We start from the raw sequence: 17,876 nt of genomic DNA, 5'->3' as shown, positions 1-17,876 counted from the left end.
GCGATCAATGCTCCCAAGCATGCATCAAAAAAAATGTTGACTCCAGCAAAATCGGAAACGATAGTGGGAACGTTCCCGTTAACGATCCCATCGCTGATCACGAAGGCGACAGCGGCTATCAAGGAGGAGACAACCTATGCCAACGATGGATTTGAGGGGCCTGAGCCCGGCACCCGTTACCGCGTTTACCCGCGACGGAGGGGTCGATTATCCGGCCAATGCCCGTATCGCCAAATGGCTTGCCGGCATGGACGGCGTCAAGAGCTTAGTTATCCTTGGTCATGCCGGCGAAGGCACGTTCCTGACCGAGGAAGAGCGCCTGCAGCTCATCCGCACCTATGTCGAAGCCGTCGATGGTCAGGTTCCAATCATTGCCGGCATCACCGGCGAGGGCACCAAGGTCGCCGCTGAAGAAGCCAAGAAGTGCAAGTCTGCCGGCGCGACGGGTGCTCTTGTCTATCCTAACCATGGCTGGCTGCGTTTCGGGTTCCAGAAAGGCGCGCCGCAAGATCGCTACAGGGCCATCTGGCAGGAATCGGGCCTGCAGTGCATCCTGTTCCAGTACCCGGATGCCACCAAGGCTTCCTACGACCTCGACACCCAGCTTGCGATCGCGACCCAAGATGGCGTCGTCGCCACCAAAAACGGCGTTCGAAACATGAAGCGCTGGTACGTTGAGATTCCGGAACTCAAGAAGGCCAACCCGAACCTGCAGATCCTGAGCTGCCATGACGAATGGCTGCTGCCGACCATGTTCGATGTCGACGGCCTGCTTGTCGGCTACGGCAATATCACACCGGAGCTGCTGATCGACCTGATCAAGGCAGGAAAGGCGCAAAACTATCCGGAAGCCCGCCGGATCTTCGAACGTCTCCTTCCGGTCACCCGTGCCGTCTACCACCGTGGTTCCCATATGGAAGGCACCGTCGCCCTCAAGCTTGGGCTTGTCCATCGTGGTGTGCTTGACCATGCCACTATCCGCGAGCCGCTGAAGAACCTCGGCGAAACGGCCGAAGCGGAGATCTTTGCAGCCTTTGATGCTGCCGGCATCGGCCGGGTTGAGCAGCTTCTGGCAGCTGAGTGACTGAGGACGCCCCCGCCTCTTAAGCGGGGCTTCTTGCGGGGAGGGGATTGCGGGCGCATCGGGGAGTGATGCGCCGCGGTCGCACCGTCTGTCACGCTGGTGCCTGACTCGCCGATGAGACAGCCATGCCTTCCGGATCCACAGCGACACCATGCCAAAAAGGTCCCCGAAGTTTAAGACATCCAACGCGTAGGTTCGACGCCGGGCCGGGAGAGCAGGCCAGGCAGAGGGAGGAAACATGAACATGGAACAACGGATGGCCGCGCCGTCGCCGGCCGTCGATACCCAAGCTGAAATCAGCGCCCGCCTAGAACGGCTACCAGTGACCCGGGAGGTCTTCTGGGCTCGAAATATCGTCGGCGCAGCGACGTTCTTTGACGGTTACACCGTCATCGCCATAGCCTATGCCATGCCGGTTCTTGTCCGCGAGTGGGGTTTGACCCCGGGACAGACGGGAATGATCTTGTCGATGGGCTACCTAGGGCAGTTGATCGGCGCCATTTGCTTTGGCTGGCTTGCCGAACGGATCGGCCGTCTCAAAGTGCTGCTATTCACCATCCTGCTATTCGTCAGCATGGACGTCGCATGCCTTTTTGCGGCCGGTGCCGGCATGATGATGGCATTTCGTTTCATCCAAGGTATCGGAACCGGCGGAGAAGTTCCGGTTGCAAGTGCCTATATCAACGAGTTGATCGGCTCGAAGGGGCGGGGCCGCTTCTTCCTGCTGTATGAGGTGTTGTTCTTGCTCGGCCTCGTCGGTGCGGGCTTGATCGGCTACTTCATGGTCCCGGTCTACGGCTGGAAGGCGATGTTCGTCGTCGGCCTGGTCCCTGCGATCCTCATGATCCCGCTGCGTTGGTTCCTCCATGAATCACCGCGCTGGCTGGCCGCCAACGGTCGCTATGAGGAAGCCGACCGCATCGTCACCAAGTTGGAGAACAGTGCCCGCGCTGCCGGCAAGGAACTGCCGGAGCCGAAAGTCGTGGCCGCCCCCGTCCGCCGCAAATCCGACTGGCGCGAACTTTTCCAGGGCATCTACCTCAAGCGCACACTGTCGATCTGGGCCATGTGGTTCTGCGCCTATATGGTTGCCAATGGAACGATCACCTGGCTTCCGACCCTCTATCGGCAGACGTTCAAACTGCCGCTTGAAACCAGCATCTTCTACGGCTTTGTCACTTCGATCGGCGGTGTGATCGCGGCCGTTATATGCGCACTGCTCATCGATAAAGTCGGCCGCAAGCGCTGGTACACGGGTGCACTTCTGATCGCGCCGATACCGCTTGTCATCCTCGCCTGGCTGGGTGCGACATCACCGATCCAGGTTCTGATCCTCGCCGGTCTCGCCTACGCCATCGTCCAGACTGTGACCTTCTCGCTCTACCTCTATTCAGCAGAGATCTACCCGACCCGTCTTCGTGCCATTGGCACGGGTACAGGCAGCGCCTGGCTGCGTCTCGGATCCTCTGCGGGGCCTATCGCTGTAGGCTGGGTCATGTCATCGATGGGCATCCAGTATGTCTTTGGCGCTTTCGCAGCGATCCTTCTGGTTGGCGCCCTGGTCACGGTCCTCTTTGCGGTTGAGACCAAGGGCCAGGTCCTGGAGGAACTTTCGCCGTGACAACCTGAAACGTCAGCGATCAAAAAGACTTACGGATCGAAGGCTCGGTTTAAGATCGACCGGGCCTTGATCTTCTTTCTCCTTGGTAGGCGAACTCCGGCGGTCAAGCCGAGGGACATTCATTCCCGACCCGGATATCGACGCTCTGAAATTCACAGCCGGAATACTTAAAAATCCAGCGCGATGGGTCTTTGATGGGGGAATTGGTAGTGCGACCGATTCTCGCATACAGCAGGTCCTCCTTACAAAAATATACTGTCAGAGGCCGCAGTTGTACCGGGTATGGATCAGCGGCGACGCCCTCGATGTCGCCCTTATCGAAAGGATTTGGTTGAGGCGATGGCGATCGTGCGGCAACACGCTGGTCAGGCGGTCGTCCATGTTGGGCTGACTCAATATCCCGCTGGCGTGGGAGTCAAGGAACCGGCGGATCTGAAGCAGGACCTCGTCGATGCCTGCCAAAACCACCGCAAAGGCACGGGGGCATCGTCGCCCGAACACTGGCGCCAGCTCACATCATAGCCGTGGCGTCACCCACCTACCGTGCCCGATGTCCTGCCCGAACTGGAAAACGACAGCCTCGTCCTTGTCGTTGAGACAATCTGGCCCAACGTCTTTGCAACGGCCGTCGCTTGGTCGTTAATAAAAATGCGGCTCTTCCGGCGAAGTTTGGCATTTAAATATGGGAAAGTCGGAGGCAGATAGGGGTCTCCAAATGCAAGGTCGGAAGCGATTACAATTAGTATATCTAAAGTTATAGGGAGAATTCAAAAATGCTCGGCCATAATACACGCCGCAGCCCGACCTCAGTTTACGTACAAACGGCTCGCTCTTCTCAATTTAAGCGCCAATTCTCAATTCCTGCTATGCTAACTATTTGATATCAATGAAACGGGATTCTTACAACTAGCCGCCAAACGACACCGGCATATCGCAGGATCGCACATGGTTCGTTTCGCTTACTCATTCTGGCCTCGGCCGCTGCCGCATTCGTCGGCCCTCTTCCTTGCCTGCCAGCCATACCCCGACGCCGCTGTCCGTCCAGAGAAGTAATTTTACGATCCCTCATCGGGGATGTTGAGGACTTCCCCGCAGGCTTTGCAGTGCACAGCGTCGGCGTCGTGCCGCTGGAGACCGCAACGGTGGCAAGGGTAAGTCACCTTGTGGGGCCGGACAACCGCCTGGGCGAGCCTCACGAACAGCGAGATGCCCACGATCATCGTCACAACGGAAGTGAGCTTGCCGAGCGTTCCCGGGAGCGTGATATCGCCGAATCCCGTCGTTGTCACGGTCGCCACCGTGAAGTAGAGCGCATCGACGAATCCTTCGCCGCCCTCCCTGTTGTAGAAGAAGGACGTATAGACAAAACCCGTCGCCATGAAGAGAAACACGAGTAGGTTGATTACCGCTCTGACGACGTCGAGGAGGTGGGAATAGCCGGCCTTGCGCAACGCTTCCTTGAGCAATGGACTTCTGCCGATCGCCCAGAATCGCATGATCCGCAGAAAGGCGAAGTTGAAGAGCAGGTCCGGCAGCAGCAGCGTGGCCAGCACCACGAAATCGATCCAGGTCATCGGCCGCCGGATCCAATTCCGGACGGAAGGTGCGGCGACGGCCAGGACGGCCATCTCGGCGGCGATCCACACCGCGATCGCGTAGTCGATGATCAAATAGGAGGGTCCGGAACGGAGGTACGGCCCGAGAAGGAAGAAGGCAAGAATGGCGACGTCGATCACGGCGAAGATGAGCCGGAGGGTGAAGGCCTGTGCTCCCTCGGCCCTTTCGAGCCGTCGAAGAGCGTGCCGGAGTGATTCGCGGTGGGAGCCCACCTCGGCATTAAAGATTTTCATGCGGGGGATGTAGATCCTCCTTCGCTGATCCTCAAGGTGCCAAGTAATCTACTTTGCCGGACGAGCCCGCGCCCATCCAAGCGGACGGTCCCAGGTTGTCAGTATGTCCGAACCATCCCGCCGCTCCGGCGCCGATTAAGTGCCAGCGCGATCCCGATTGCGAAAGGAAGACACTTCCTAGTCTCTCATCAGCCGTCGCGCATTAAGCACATTTGCAGATCTCAAGCGCGGGAGAACGGGTGCTTGCAACGCTCGCATGGCAACCCTTCCCAGCGTAAAGTCCTGGACGACGATCGTGAAGATTACGATGGCATAGGTGGCCGCAAGGAGCGCCGAATTGAAGGGCGTCGTCGGCAAGGACAGCGCCAGCTCGATCGAAATGCCGCCTCTTAGGCTGCCAGTCAAGCATATGCAGCTGAAGGAGGGGATCGGTTGGGGCAATGTGCCGGAACCCATGGCGCGACGACATCGAGGCTGAAGACCTGCAGGCGCGCTCTGCCGGACTGCCCAATCGGCGCTTTGTAACCATGTGCAGGCCCTGGAACGGGAACTCGGCTGCCAGCTGTTCACCCGCTCGACCGGATGGTGGTATTGGCCAGGGCAGGGGAGAGCTTCCACGGGCGCTGCGAGAGGGCGTTATATCCTCGACCCCGCCCCGCAATGTTTTTGGAGCGTCGGCCTCTCCTGGGGAGGGTTTAGTTTCGGACGGCGATCGAGACCGCGGCGCCCCCCAGACCGACCGCAGCTCCCCGATTAAAGAGCCGCATCGTCGAAGGTGACTGAAAGGAGCGACGTGCCCTAGCACCTGCGATTGCGAACGGAAACTGTGCCGCGGACAGGACGACGGCTGTGATGAAAACGAGCGTGGCTCCATCCCAAAAAGTAACATCCTCAATGTTAAGCACTGTCGGCACAATCGAAATATAGAACAGGATGGATTTCGGATTGCCGATCGTCACCAGCACCCCCGAGACAAAGGCGCTGCGCCCTTCGCCATCAACGTCCTCGTCGTTGACATGTAGCCGTTCGCGAGCTGTCCAAAAACGAAATGCCAACCAGAAGAGATATGCAACGCCCACCCATTTGATGGCGATCAGGAGTACGCTGAACGTTTCAGCGATATAGGCGAGGCCCGCCAAAACGCTTATAAGATAAAGCGCGTCGCCCACCACCATGCCAGCAGTTGCCCATAATGCGCGCCTGTAGCCGCTTTTCAAGGCATGTGCGACGATCGCAACGATCTGAGGGCCTGGAATGATGGCGGCGACTGCCAAGGCGGTAGAATAGGCAATGAAACCGGACAGTGTCATCTGATTGAACCTGCTAACGGAGTTATAATCCGAGCTGACGTAGAGCGCATTTGTGGGCGAGGCAACCTAGTCTTGATCATCCGGTTTCGTTATCGGTGAGATAGGGCCGACGCCGCGGAATATTGAACACCAGCGCTGGCCAAAAAGTCTTCGGGTGGAATTCGGGAAGTCCCTTGACGATAGGACCGGCGGTACGATCGTCGATGACGAGTTCCGCTGTTGAGCTATAGTGAGATGTACGAGGAGGGTCGCGCCGAATGGGTTAGGTCGGCGAGACCTATCGCACCTCATGCCGCAGGACCTTCAAAACCTGCGACGATTAGATGGAACACCCCAGGCCCCTTACACCTTGTTCCAACGGGCAATGCCAGACGGATCTGTACGACCGTGAGGATGCGAAAAAAGGCCTGCGAGATGGAGGTGGGCGGTTGGAGGCCAGGTCGCCTCATGGCCGCGCAGCGATGAGGACTCCGGTTCCGATCATGGCGCCACCAGCGGTCCGGTTCAGGGCGCGGATCGCGCCCGCGGAGCGAAACCATCGCGAAGACGCCCCGGCAAGGACCGCGTAGGTTCCCATGGTGAGGGTGTTGACGCCGAAGACGACCATCATGATGATTGCGACGTCGAACGCGCTCAGCGAGCCCACATTAAGGATTAGCGGCATAAGGCTGGCGTGGAAAAGGATCGCTTTCGGATTTCCCAAGGCGATGGCAGCCCCCAATCCTAGCTGCCGCGTGGCACTGGCTGGCTGGACGCCCTCCGGAGCCTCGAACCCGCTTGCAGCCCTCCACATGCGGTAGCCAAGAAAGATGAGATAGCCCGCACCTGCATACTTCATCGCCGTGAAAAGCCAGGAAAAGGACTGGGCGATCGCGACCAGGCCTGCAAGCGCGATATTGACCAAAACGACGTCGCTCAGTGCTATACCCAGCCCGACGGTGAGCGCGGAGAATGTGCCACGGCTTACGCCGGTCGTAATGACGGCGAACATTGCGGGGCCGGGCGTGGCGACTGCCAAAAGAAGCGCAAGACAGTATGCGATAAGCGCAGTGACACTCATTCTGCGAGCTCCAATTTTCTTCAACGTCACCAGCACAAAGATCTAGCACAAGGCGCCGTTCAAACAATAACCGAGATGCCGCCAGCCATTCAGGCAATCGGTATGTAGACTGTGCGCCACCCAGATCGCCGAAATCCTTTGGCGGCAGGATCAATGATCATGCTGTTTCCTATGGTGCCGTTCGAGAGCCGCTTTACCCAATCGACGGCTTCGAGCGCATAGGGAGCGAACAGGAAGTCGCGGATAGCCTCGATCCGAATTCCCCCGCCAGTCGATCAGGATGAAATGCGTCGGCTTTTCCATCGGGCCGGTATTGTCAAAGACCCGCATTGCGGGCTGTCCTTCGACGGCGCCTTGGGAGAAGTGCGCCTCGCAAGAAAGGCATTTCGGCGACTACGCAGATCGAAGCAGCAGTCACGAGGCCATTGCGCGACCGTCGTCATTCCTTTGAACAGAGCTCCAACCCGGTGCGCCACCGGCCTGCGTTACTCTGCTAGAGGTTGCAGACAGAGCCGCTAACGGCGAGACGGAATCCCTTGACGACCACCGGATGCGGAGTGCTCGCCAAAACTTGGGCCAGGGTAGAAAACGAGAGATCAATCCGTCCATTATGCTACTATATGGCGTAGAATTCTTCAAATGTCCATATATTTGCAATCGCTAATAGTTATCGTGGTATCTTTTCATCTTTGCAAACACGTCGTATGGAGAACGCCTAAAGTAGTGAGCCGGTTAAACGAAACGCCTTTCAGTAGGCATAACTCCACCACGATCGACGCACGCAGGGGAGGTAATCATGGCGTTCACTTTGGAGGTCGTCGTCAAAGGGTTTCGGCCGAAGAGTGCCGACAACATCCGGGAAATCGATGTCTCGCCGCAACAGGCGAAGGCCTGGCGGGAGATTTTCTGCGCGTTGACGCAGCATTCATGGTCATCGGAAGCGTCAAATGACAGAGCCATTGATGACAAGCGCATGAACAATTTTATCGGCGACCATGCACGCACTGCATATTGCATCCACTAGGGTGCCCATCCCCAGGTCCTGACGTTCTCAAAGGACGGCACCGCCGCCCTTTGATTTGCATTCTGCGGCACTCTTGCCGATCCGAGTTTCAAAAAACGGAGCAGGGAATAGCTAATGTCTTCGATCAATTTCTTCGCACGCAACCGTTTCGTACGTCCTGACCCATCGAAGTCGTTCGACACGATCATCGATCAGACGCCGAAGAGCGGCAAAAAGAACGAGTTTCCACCCGCACTGCCGTGGAATGGCGGTCCGTCCGGCATCATCGAGCGCCAGGTGGAGCCGGGGCTTTGGCCATTCCGTATCTATGAGGAGGCGGGAATCGATCCGAAGGATAACAAGGCGCTGAACGAGCAAACGGCGGCGACACCCGAGCTCGATCCGAAGGCTTTCGGTAACCGGTCGTCTGCGAGCAAAGAGGCAGACAAGGCGCTGGAGCAGGGAGACGATGTTTTCGTCCTGAGCCCGGAACGGCTGGACCTGCTCGAAAAGCAGCGAACGGCACTCGGCACGGCCAGCGACAAGGCCAAGAGCGAGACCGATCGAGACAAGGCGAAGGACGATCTCGTGGTCGCGATCGCCGAGGAGGTCGATCTGGCCTCAAAAAGCCTCGGAACGCCGAAGTTCGGCACGGACAAGAACAACGACAAGAAGCTCGACGTGAGCGAGGTGAGCGATCTCATCCGCCCCATCGCCGAGCGGGCACCGGACGACCCGATCTTCATGGAGGCACTCAATCAGGTGCGCGACATGAAGGAGAAGGAATGGAAGGCCGACGGCAAGACCGACGATCAACTCGGACGCATCGCCAGCCTCGGCGACAAGAAGGACTATGACGCGGTCGCCAGGGAGACAAAGGATCAACTCATCGATGTTGCCCGCGCCGCCGGCAGCGAGGAGGGCGCACAGGTCACTGCGCTCACGAATCGCGCCTCGATCTATGCGGGCTACACCGCCGGCGACCCGGAGAAATACGGCGCCGCTCTGAAGTCGGGGATCAAGGACGCGCTTCAGGAGGTGCGTGTCGATCGCCACGTCCGCGATCTCGAAAGCGCCTATGGAAAGGGAGGCGTCGAGGGCGCCGAGAAATTCCTCGCCAAGCTCAGCGAGAAGACCGACCGCGCCCATGCGCTTCCGAGTTTCGATACCTCCGGCAAGGCATCGGGAGATATCAAGAAGCTGCTCGATCAATCGAGCGGCTCGCTGATCGCCTCGGACCCTCGCGTCCGCAAGATGATCGACCAGTCGATCGACAGCTTCGCCGCTTCGGGACTCGACGGAGACACCAAGGCAAAGATCAAGGCTGTGCAGGATCTCGCTGTTGCCTCGCAGAACATTCTTTATGGCGACGGCAAGAGAGCTGGTGCCGGCAAGGAGATCGTCGACCATATCGCCAATCGCCTCGTCGACAAGATGAATACCGATCTGCCCGGCAGCTCCATCAACGTGCTGTCGCATCAGCGGATCTTTGACATTTTGAGCAGCGAGGACGCAAAGGGCAGCGGCACGACGCTGTTGACCGCGATCGCGGCCCGCACGGCCGATCTCGGAAGTGCGAAGAGCGACGATCTGAAGGGCAAGGGCGAACTTGGCTACAATGAATATCTGGAGCAGAACTCCGACGCCCAATGGGCGGTCCGCCGCAGCATCGAGAATTTCGGCAATGTCTCGAAGGCGCAGGACGAGAAGATAACGACGGCCTACAACGAGCTCTATCACGGCCTGTCCGGCTGGAATGGCGTCAAACGCGACGAGCCGGTTTCGGGCGCCACGCAGCTTGCCCGCGACATGGAGGCGATCGACAACCTTAGCCCGGAGAACAAGCAGAAATCCAAGGATCTGGCGAAGGACGGCGAGGTCCGCCAGCAGCTCTGGGAGCAGCAGGAAAGCATCGATCTCGCCCTAAAGATCTACGAGACGCCGCTCAACAAGGTCGATGGCCTCAATACCGAGGCGCCGATACCGTCGCTGTTCGGCACCGGCATCATGATGACGAAATCGAAGTCGATCAGCGAGGCGATGAAGGGCCTTCCGGATATGCCGAAGAACGAAGGTCCGGATCCCTACGCCAATGTGGAAAAGGGCGCCGATCCTGCCGCTACCGGCACGATCTGGGTGGAGCGCTCGGCGCGTGCGCTCGCAACATTTGCGGTTACCGAAACGCTCAAGGGCCGTGTTGGCGATATCCACACGGCGCTTGCGGAGAACCGAATCCAATCCGCTTTCGCAAACGGTGGGGCTGGCTTGAGCAAGGCGGAGCAGGACGCCGTCACGAAGTATATCGAGGGGAAGGGGGACGACAAGAATCCCGACCTCAAGAAGTACGTCAAAGACGTGGCCGAGAAGATCGGCGAGGGCCGCCTCAAGGATATCGTGGCCGGCCGGATCCAAGCGACCGACGCCGAAAGGACCCAGATCCAGCAAATGGAGAGGCTCAATGTCGGGACCAATGTTATCAACAGGGTTTCGGGAGGAGGCAGCGCGATCCTGTTCGGGCGCAATCTCGACGCGCTGGGCACGACCGGCGACGACATGGTCTATTACGTGCCGCACACCATGATGATGATGACGGCGGCGAAGACCGCATTGATGCCGAACGCCCGCAAGATAATCCTTGGCAAAGGCCCTGACGTCCCGACGACGGCAGAAGCGAGGATCGACGCGATCAAGGAGCGCGTTAACAGCAGCGGTCTCTCATCAAGCCAGAAGAAAGTCTGGAGCGGCGCGTTGAATTCGGGGCATTTCCTTCGTGGCACTGGCATCGACGCGCTCTATGTCGGAGCGGATCTTAGCAACGCCATCATGCAGGGCACAGGTTGGATCGTCGGAGACAAGGCCGATGGTGTCAAGGCGACGGGCTACGGCATTGCGACCGTGAGTGATGCGATGTTCGCAGCCGCTGGTGGAGCCGGTGCGCTCGAAGCCAAAGCGGCGAACAACGGACTGGTGCGGCTCATGAACCGGCTCGGTCCGCTGAAGATTTCCGGCGTTGCGGCAGTGCTGCAGCTCGCCGGCGCCGGTATTGTCCAGGGCCGAAGCGCCTATAATGCCTCCCATACCTATGACAAGGCGGATGCGGACGCGATCCAGGTGATGTTCGGCGTGAAGGATCGCAAGGTCGCCGAGGGCCTGGCGGAACACAATGATCTTCTCGATGAAGGGGTCATGGGCATCCTGCAGACGGTCTTCCCAGGTGATGAACATTTGATGGGCGGAGACAAGGGGACGCGCAGTGCCGACGCTGTTCTGACGGGGACCTACGGCGCCGAGGGATATACGCGGGCACGTCTTGGCCAGCTCTTCAATCGGCTGACGCCGGAGCAGGCGACCGAATTGTCCGAAACCATTCGCGACATGACCGCCGATGGCAAGGGTAAGCTGCCGGCGACGCAGGACGACTTGAAATATCTCCAGCTTCCGGTCGATCCAGCAAAGGTGGATCTGTCAGACTACCCGACGGTGACATACAACGCTGAGCGCAAGCGCTACGAGGATTCCGTGACGACAATGTATTGGGACGGCAGCCAGTGGTGGATGCCGCAGAAGAAGGTTACCGCGGAGGATGCGATGCTGCCGAGCGACGATCCATTATGGTACCAACCCTCGGACGGGACGCTGATGCATGAAAATGCCTTTGCCTCGTACGTAGAGCCGCGCAGCACCGAGGGACTGAAGGCGTGGCTCAGACGAAAGGGTTATCTCTAAGCGCCCATAAACGGGTCGGGGCCTGCAGCGCCCACCGTCGCGGACGGGCGCTGCCGGCGGAAACACAAAGGCTGGCTTCAGAGACGATTGGCGAACCTTGCCGCCGCCCGAACCGGAAAATCCGAGACAAAACCGGGGATAACCCACGCACGGCTAAGGATAGGGCAGTGCGCCTTGGATTCGGCGTGCCTGTCGCGGAGGAAGCGGCGCGCTGCACGCGACGGCAAATTGCCAAGAAGGAGGAAGAGTTCTGATGACTGTTATGGAAAAGTCGCGACCGGACGATGCAACCGCCGTCTTCGACAAAAGAAGCTGGCTGGAGTCTCACGAGGCCGACTATCACAAGGCACTCGGCAATCGTCAGGTGCAGATGATCGCGATTGGCGGGGCGATCGGTACGGGATTGTTTCTCGGCGCTGGCGCCCGTCTGCAGGCAGCAGGTCCATCGCTGGCGATCGTCTATCTCGTTTGCGGCGCCTTTTCCTTTCTCATCCTGCGCGCGCTTGGCGAACTGGTGCTGCATCGGCCGAGCAGCGGCAGTTTCGTCTCGTATGCCCGTGAGTTTCTCGGCGAGAAGGCCTCCTTCGTGGCCGGTTGGATGTATTTTCTCAATTGGGCAATGACCGGCATCGTCGATATCACCGCCGTTGCTCTCTACATGCACTATTGGGATGTCTTCGCCGGCCTGCCGCAATGGGTCTCGGCGCTCGGCGCTCTGCTGATCGTCGGCTCGATGAACCTTGTCGGGGTCAAGTGGTTCGCCGAGATGGAGTTCTGGTTCGCCCTCATCAAAGTGTCGGCGATCTTGCTCTTTCTTGCCATTGGCTCGTTTTTCCTTGGAACCGGCATGGAGGTCGCCGGCAGTACTGCCGGTCTGCATCTGATCAGCGAGAACGGCGGCCTCTTCCCGAACGGTCTGCTTCCGGCGCTCGTGCTCGTGCAGGGTGTCGTCTTCGCTTTTGCCGGCGTCGAACTGGTCGGTACGGCGGCCGGGGAGTGTTCAGACGCGAAGACCATTCTACCGCGTGCGATCAACAGCGTGATCTGGCGCATCGCTGTGTTTTATGTCGGCTCGGTCGTGCTTCTCGTTTGCCTGCTGCCCTGGACCGCCTACAAGGCAGGAGAGAGCCCGTTCGTGACATTCTTCGGCGCGCTCGGCATACCCGGCATCGGCACGGTGATGAACATCGTCGTGCTGACTGCAGCCCTGTCGAGCCTGAACTCCGGCCTCTATTCCACCGGCCGCGTGCTGCGCTCGCTGGCGCAAGGTGGTTCTGCGCCGGCGTCGCTTGCAAGGATGAATGCGCAGGCGGTGCCGCATGTTGGCATATTGGTGACCCTTGCAGTCTACGTCTTCGGCGTATTGCTCAACTATCTCGTGCCCTCGCATGTGTTCGAGATCGTCCTCAACGTCGCCTCGCTCGGGATCCTGAGCACCTGGGGTTTCATTGTCGTTTGCCAGATGGCCTTCCGCCGGGCTGTTTCCCGCGGCGAAGTCGACGATGTGTCGTTCAAGATGCCCGGCGCTCCGGTCACGTCGTGGCTGACGCTCGCTTTCCTTTTCGGGGTTGTGGTGCTGATGGCGCTCGACTATCCGAACGGGACCTATACCGTCGCCTCTATTCCTGTCGTCGCGCTGGCGCTTTGGGGCGGATGGAACTGGGTCAGCAAGCATCGGCAGACGGAGACGCCGGCGACGCTGCCCGATGTGATGCTGGCGCAGCAAATGCGTCAGTGACCGCCATAGGGCCTCAAGGTGCGCCGTCAACTTGGTGGCGCCCCTTGATCTTAAAGGAAAGTCGTTTAGGCCACAGGAATTCCAATTCCCAATTCGACAAGAACCACGTCGATCTGCTTTGCCGAGGAAGGAGCGGCGTCGCCGTTTCTGATCTTGTCGGCCAGGCTCGGTATATAGACCTGCCCGCTGACGTAGCGCTCGTTCAATCGCTGCGCGACTGTGTAGCTCTCGTCCGAGCCGCCGGCCGCCGGCAATTTCGCCGGATCGCCGCCGAACTCGTCGAGCGTATGGTGCAGATTGTCGCGCAGCTTCTCCAGCCCTTCCTTCGGAATGCCGTTCAGCCAGTCGATAAAACGTTGGCGATCGGCCGGTTGGTCGAGACGATAGCCCTTCAGTTCCGCGTATCTGGCGAGGATCGGGACCGGACTATGGCCATCGCCGCTTTGATCGACGAGCGCGCCGGCGGCGATTTCGTTGAGGTTGGAATGGGCGAGGAAGCGCTTTGAGGTGTCGCTCATGTATTTGTTCGAGTCGCGTGTATCGGCAACGATCATCTGGCCAATCACGGCGGCCCCGACTATGACGAGCCCGGCGGGGCCGAACATCGTGCCGGTGCCGAGCGCCGCCATGATGGTTCCGCCGGCTGCTGCGGCTGAAAGGCTGCCCATGAGCGGGTCGCCGGCCTTGAAGTAGTCGAAGGCCACCCATGCATCGAACCCGCCGCTCAAGGCGCCAAGAAGCTTTACGGCCGGCCTGCCGCTGCTGCCGAAATGCCTGACGGCGGCCGAGTCGGTGTTGAGGCGGTCCATTCCGCCGAGAATCTCCACCGTTCGCTGGCCGAGCCCGACCGCATCGATCACCACTTTCAGATCGTTTCTGAGGGTCGGGTCGTTCTGCGCCACAGTCGCCGAATTTGCAACGCTCGCTCCCGTGGCCGCAATGCCGATCAGCCGCAGCATCTGGCCAGGGCCGGTCGTGTTCGCAAAAGACCTGACGCCGCTCGAACTCTTCAGATTGTTGAGGTCGTCGTTGAGGGTGGTCATCTTTGCGCGGGATTGCTCGACCGTCTCGCCCGGCTCGGGCAGGGACTTGGCGACCGCATCGATCGCCCGGTCCATGTCGGACTTGGGAATGCCGAGCATCTGCGAGAGCTTGCTTTGCTTCAGCGCCTCAAGACTGTTTTGGGCTTTACCAAGTGCGGCCGGATCGCCGGATTGCAGGTCGGCAAACGACGGCAGGACCTTGTGGCGGATGATCTGGGTCGTTGCCTCTTCGGCGAGCTTCCTGCCCCGATCGGTCAGGCGAGCCTGAGCGCCCATCAGGCTCAGCACAGCCGGACTGTCGAGCAGCGCCGGGTTCTTCTTCATCGCGATTTCGACCGCCATCGCGGTCTTTTCGTCCGACAAGATCTTGCCGATCTCGTCGTTAACGGCTTGCTGTTGCGAGGCGAGTTCCGGCGGCAGATTGCCGAGCGACGTCAATTGTTGCAGCAGTTTTTCGCCGCTGGCTGCGATGTTGTCTTCCAGGCGCTTTTCTGTTTTGGCCCATTCCGGCCCTTTTTCCTTCTTGTAGTCCTCGATCGCCTTGGCGAGTTGCTCGGGGGTCATGGTCCTTCCGTGGTTGGAAACCAGCCACTGCAGCTCCTGCATATGGGCCGAATAGGCAATGACGTCCTGGTTGACCTTGCCGGCGCCATATTGCTTCACGTTTGGAATGATGTTCTTGACGACGAAATCCGGTGAGACCGCCGCACTTTTGGCCGCGATGGCAATCGGGTAGTCGAGGCGGGAACCGTTGCTGATCGCCACTGGTACGGAGTTCGGGTGATAGCCGCCGATCTCGGCAAAGCGCTCGACGATTGCACCGGCGCCCGGACTGCCGCCGATGCGGTCGATGATCGTCATCATGTCAGCCTGGCCGTTCATTCCGATCAGGTCGCCGCCAATCTTTTCCTGCTTCCTGGTATTCGCCGCTTCGATGGTCGGCATGGCGGAAGAGACCAGCTCGACGGCCAGCCGCGGATCGGTGCCGGCGGTCAGCTTCTCGAGATTGGCCATCGTCGTTGCGGCATCGCCCTGATCGCTCATTTCCTTCCCAGGCTGGTAGTCTGCGAGCGGCTTCGCTGCCCAGTCCGCGGCCCTGTCGATCAGGGCCACCGCGTCCTCGGAGCGCACGAGAACGCGCTGGATCTCCGGCGTAGCAGAAACGTAGGACGAAGAGAGCTTACGGAACGCTTCGTCCGGCCGGCCGGCAGCGTTTGCAAGATCGATGATTGTGCGTGCCTTGGCCTCAGTGTCGACGCCGGCATGCGTCGAGGGGCGCAAGCTGACATTCAGCGCTTTGGCGGTATCTTCGATCGCCATCCGGGCGGGCGCCGCATCCGTCCACTCGCGGTCGTAAAGGCGTTGCAGCGCCTCGGATCGCTCCTTTTCCGGCAGCTTTTCGACGTGATTCTTGAGGTCCCTGGCGATCCCGCCGGTCTCCGCCTGATAGTCGATTTTCGGGTCGTCGGAATACTGGATCCGGTTGCCGCGATCATAGATCTCGTCCGCTATCACCGATCCCCCGTCCGTCTTCAGGCCGCGTTCCTCGATCGCCGCCTTGACGGCGTTGCCGGCCGGGCCTGCATCCAGCCAGTCGCTGTCGATCAGCCTGAGGGCTGCGGCCTGCCGCTCCGCCTTCGGCAGGTTGTCGAGATAGGCTCCGACGTCGCGCTGCATGTCCCTACCTTCGGCGGCATAGTCGATTTTCGAAGGGTCGTCGGCATAGGCGAGCTTGTTGCCGCGGCCATAGAGATCGCCGATGAAGGCGGCCTCGCCCTTGGGCACGCCTTTGCCGTCCACGGGACCTTGCGCGACGAGCTCGGGCGAGGTGAGCGGCACGATCACCACGTCATTGGGGTCGATCGCCGCCGTGTTCGCCGTCAATTTGATGCGGTTGGCGGCCATGAGGTCGTCGAGGCTGACATGGTTTTCCTTGGCGATCTGCGAGAGACTGTCGCCCTTCTCGACGACAATCACCTTCTCGGTACCAGGATCGATCGTCTTCGGCCCACCTTGCTCGGTCCGCTCGCGCACGGCCTGGTTGATCTGCGCGATGAAGAACCGGCGCTGCTCATCGGACACGCCAGTGGCGCGGCCGCCGCTTGCGTCGTAGCGGTTCTTGCCGTCGATATCGATGCGATAGGACATGGGGCGTGATCTCCTTGGCTTTATGCTGCACGCGAGGGATGCACATCCGGCGGAAGTCGCCGGAAGCAAAGATTGGTCTCTGGAATCAAGACGCTGGTCGTTGCGCGCGAGCGCGCGGGCCCACTATGGCGGGTCTGCTTAATGGTTTGATGACAAGGGCCAAGTTTCTTGCGTTGGGGGCGGAGGCCTTTATCGAGGTGCCGTTCCAAGGAGGCTGCGCAGCATCGCTGGAGCCTCTTTCAGGACGGCGAGCTCTGCAACCATGTATTGCAGGAGGTAGTTGAGGTAGAGGACGATCAGCACAGCGAAAATCAGGTTCTTGATCGCCAGGGAAAGATCAAACACGTGCAATTGCGGCGACATGCGCGACAAGTAGGCGAGCATGAGGTCCGCGATCAAAAGGGCGAGCACGATCGGTGCGATCAATAGAACGCCGGTCTGCATGATCCGGTCGAGGATTGCGAGCACGGCCATGGCCGCCCCCGAGCCCAGCGTCGGCGAGAAGCTCGTCACCGGCCATATTTCGTAGCTTCTGTAGAAGGTGTCGGCGAGGAGCGAAAAGCCGCCGGACTTGAAGAACAGGGCGACCAGCGCCAGGACGAAAAAGGTTCCGGCGATGCTGGTTTCCGTCGCCTGCAGCGGATCGACGAGCTGCGCCGATGTCGAGCCTCGCTGCAGATCGACGAGATCGCCGGCCACCTCGGCGGCCCAGAAGGGGATGCCGAGCACGACACCCAGAATGACGCCGATGATGATTTCTTTCAGGATAAGCCCGGTCACCATCAGGCTCGAGAGGCCCTGTCCTTCCGTGAGCGTTGCGGTGAAACTTGGTATCAGCGGCAGGGCTATGGCGATCGCCACCCCCGACCGGATCAGCCCCGTAAGGCCGAGCCGCACGAAGGCAGGGGTGACAACGATCATGCCGAGCGCGCGCGCCAGGGCAATGGCTGTGCCCGCGAGTACCGGATAGATGGTATCGAACAGCGCTGACGTTGCGGCGAGAAGGTCCACGCGCCCACCTACCGCGTCAAGGCCGGAAAGATGTCGAGCGTATTGCTGGCAAAATTGGCGACCTGTACGGCAAGCGCCGGACCGAGAATGACGAGGACCAACATGACGGCGACGAGCTTGACGGCTTGCGGCAGCGTCTGGTCCTGGATCTGGGTCAGTGCCTGGATAAGGCCGACGGCGACCCCGATCACGATCGCGATTGCCAGCGCCGGGGCCGAGGCGATCAGCACGGTCAACATCGCTTTCTGCATCTGGGCGAGGAAGGCGGTTTGATCCATCGGC

Annotated in this window: 11 protein-coding genes and 2 pseudogenes; 7 read left to right on the top strand and 6 right to left on the bottom strand. The window is 59.9% G+C overall.

Annotated features, from left to right (window positions below; all coding sequences use genetic code 11):
• Nucleotides 1-136 precede the first annotated feature (136 nt).
• From RGR602_RS33170 to RGR602_RS36735, 3 genes and pseudogenes are all read left to right on the top strand, one after another.
• A complete protein-coding gene (locus tag RGR602_RS33170; RefSeq protein ID WP_040116158.1) occupies nucleotides 137-1,084 on the top strand; it encodes a dihydrodipicolinate synthase family protein in 948 nt (315 codons plus the stop codon).
• A 238-nt stretch (nucleotides 1,085-1,322) separates the two neighbouring features.
• Nucleotides 1,323-2,705 (top strand): MFS transporter, encoded by a 1,383-nt coding sequence (locus RGR602_RS33165; protein WP_040116157.1) that lies wholly within the window; start codon nucleotides 1,323-1,325, stop codon nucleotides 2,703-2,705.
• 333 nt (nucleotides 2,706-3,038) lie between these two features.
• Nucleotides 3,039-3,185, top strand: a pseudogene (locus tag RGR602_RS36735) (conjugal transfer protein TraH); the annotation flags it as partial.
• Between the two features lie 575 nt (nucleotides 3,186-3,760).
• On the opposite strand, the gene RGR602_RS33155 reads toward RGR602_RS36735, so the two are convergent.
• Complete coding sequence (locus RGR602_RS33155; RefSeq protein WP_040116155.1) at nucleotides 3,761-4,555, bottom strand: ion transporter; 795 nt, start codon at nucleotides 4,553-4,555, stop codon at nucleotides 3,761-3,763.
• A gap of 484 nt (nucleotides 4,556-5,039) precedes the next feature.
• Between RGR602_RS33155 and RGR602_RS39045 the strand changes: the two are divergent.
• A pseudogene (locus RGR602_RS39045) lies at nucleotides 5,040-5,182 on the top strand (LysR family transcriptional regulator); the annotation flags it as partial.
• Nucleotides 5,183-5,250: 68 nt separating this feature from the next.
• Here the strand turns inward: RGR602_RS39045 and RGR602_RS33145 are convergent.
• Together RGR602_RS33145 and RGR602_RS33140 are read right to left on the bottom strand one after the other, a co-directional pair.
• Entirely contained in the window at nucleotides 5,251-5,865 is a 615-nt protein-coding gene (locus tag RGR602_RS33145; RefSeq protein WP_040116153.1) for a LysE family translocator, read from the bottom strand.
• 445 nt (nucleotides 5,866-6,310) lie between these two features.
• Nucleotides 6,311-6,925, bottom strand: coding sequence for a LysE family translocator (locus tag RGR602_RS33140; protein WP_040116152.1), 615 nt, complete (start codon nucleotides 6,923-6,925; stop codon nucleotides 6,311-6,313).
• A 796-nt stretch (nucleotides 6,926-7,721) separates the two neighbouring features.
• Between RGR602_RS33140 and RGR602_RS33135 the strand changes: the two genes are divergently transcribed.
• The 3 genes from RGR602_RS33135 to ansP all read left to right on the top strand — a co-directional run bounded on the left by RGR602_RS33135 (nucleotide 7,722) and on the right by ansP (nucleotide 13,392).
• Nucleotides 7,722-7,949 (top strand): hypothetical protein, encoded by a 228-nt coding sequence (locus RGR602_RS33135; protein WP_040116151.1) that lies wholly within the window; start codon nucleotides 7,722-7,724, stop codon nucleotides 7,947-7,949.
• A gap of 114 nt (nucleotides 7,950-8,063) precedes the next feature.
• A complete protein-coding gene (locus RGR602_RS33130; RefSeq protein ID WP_040116150.1) occupies nucleotides 8,064-11,654 on the top strand; it encodes a hypothetical protein in 3,591 nt (1,196 codons plus the stop codon).
• A 253-nt stretch (nucleotides 11,655-11,907) separates the two neighbouring features.
• Entirely contained in the window at nucleotides 11,908-13,392 is a 1,485-nt protein-coding gene (ansP, locus tag RGR602_RS33125; protein WP_040116149.1) for an L-asparagine permease, read from the top strand.
• Nucleotides 13,393-13,457: 65 nt separating this feature from the next.
• Here the strand turns inward: ansP and RGR602_RS33120 are convergent, their stop codons facing one another.
• From RGR602_RS33120 to RGR602_RS33110, 3 genes are all read right to left on the bottom strand, one after another.
• Nucleotides 13,458-16,583 (bottom strand): LysM peptidoglycan-binding domain-containing protein, encoded by a 3,126-nt coding sequence (locus RGR602_RS33120; protein ID WP_040116148.1) that lies wholly within the window; start codon nucleotides 16,581-16,583, stop codon nucleotides 13,458-13,460.
• Nucleotides 16,584-16,772: 189 nt separating this feature from the next.
• Nucleotides 16,773-17,594: a type III secretion system export apparatus subunit SctT gene (gene sctT, locus RGR602_RS33115; protein WP_040116147.1), complete on the bottom strand. Its 822-nt coding sequence runs from the start codon at nucleotides 17,592-17,594 to the stop codon at nucleotides 16,773-16,775.
• Between the two features lie 8 nt (nucleotides 17,595-17,602).
• Entirely contained in the window at nucleotides 17,603-17,872 is a 270-nt protein-coding gene (locus tag RGR602_RS33110) for an EscS/YscS/HrcS family type III secretion system export apparatus protein (protein WP_040116146.1), read from the bottom strand.
• Nucleotides 17,873-17,876: the final 4 nt, after the last annotated feature.

It is taken from the genome of Rhizobium gallicum bv. gallicum R602sp, from assembly GCF_000816845.1.
Classification (GTDB): Bacteria; Pseudomonadota; Alphaproteobacteria; order Rhizobiales; family Rhizobiaceae; genus Rhizobium; species Rhizobium gallicum.
The sequence above is the reverse complement of the archived record's forward strand: the minus strand, read 5'-3'. Positions and strand labels throughout refer to the sequence as shown.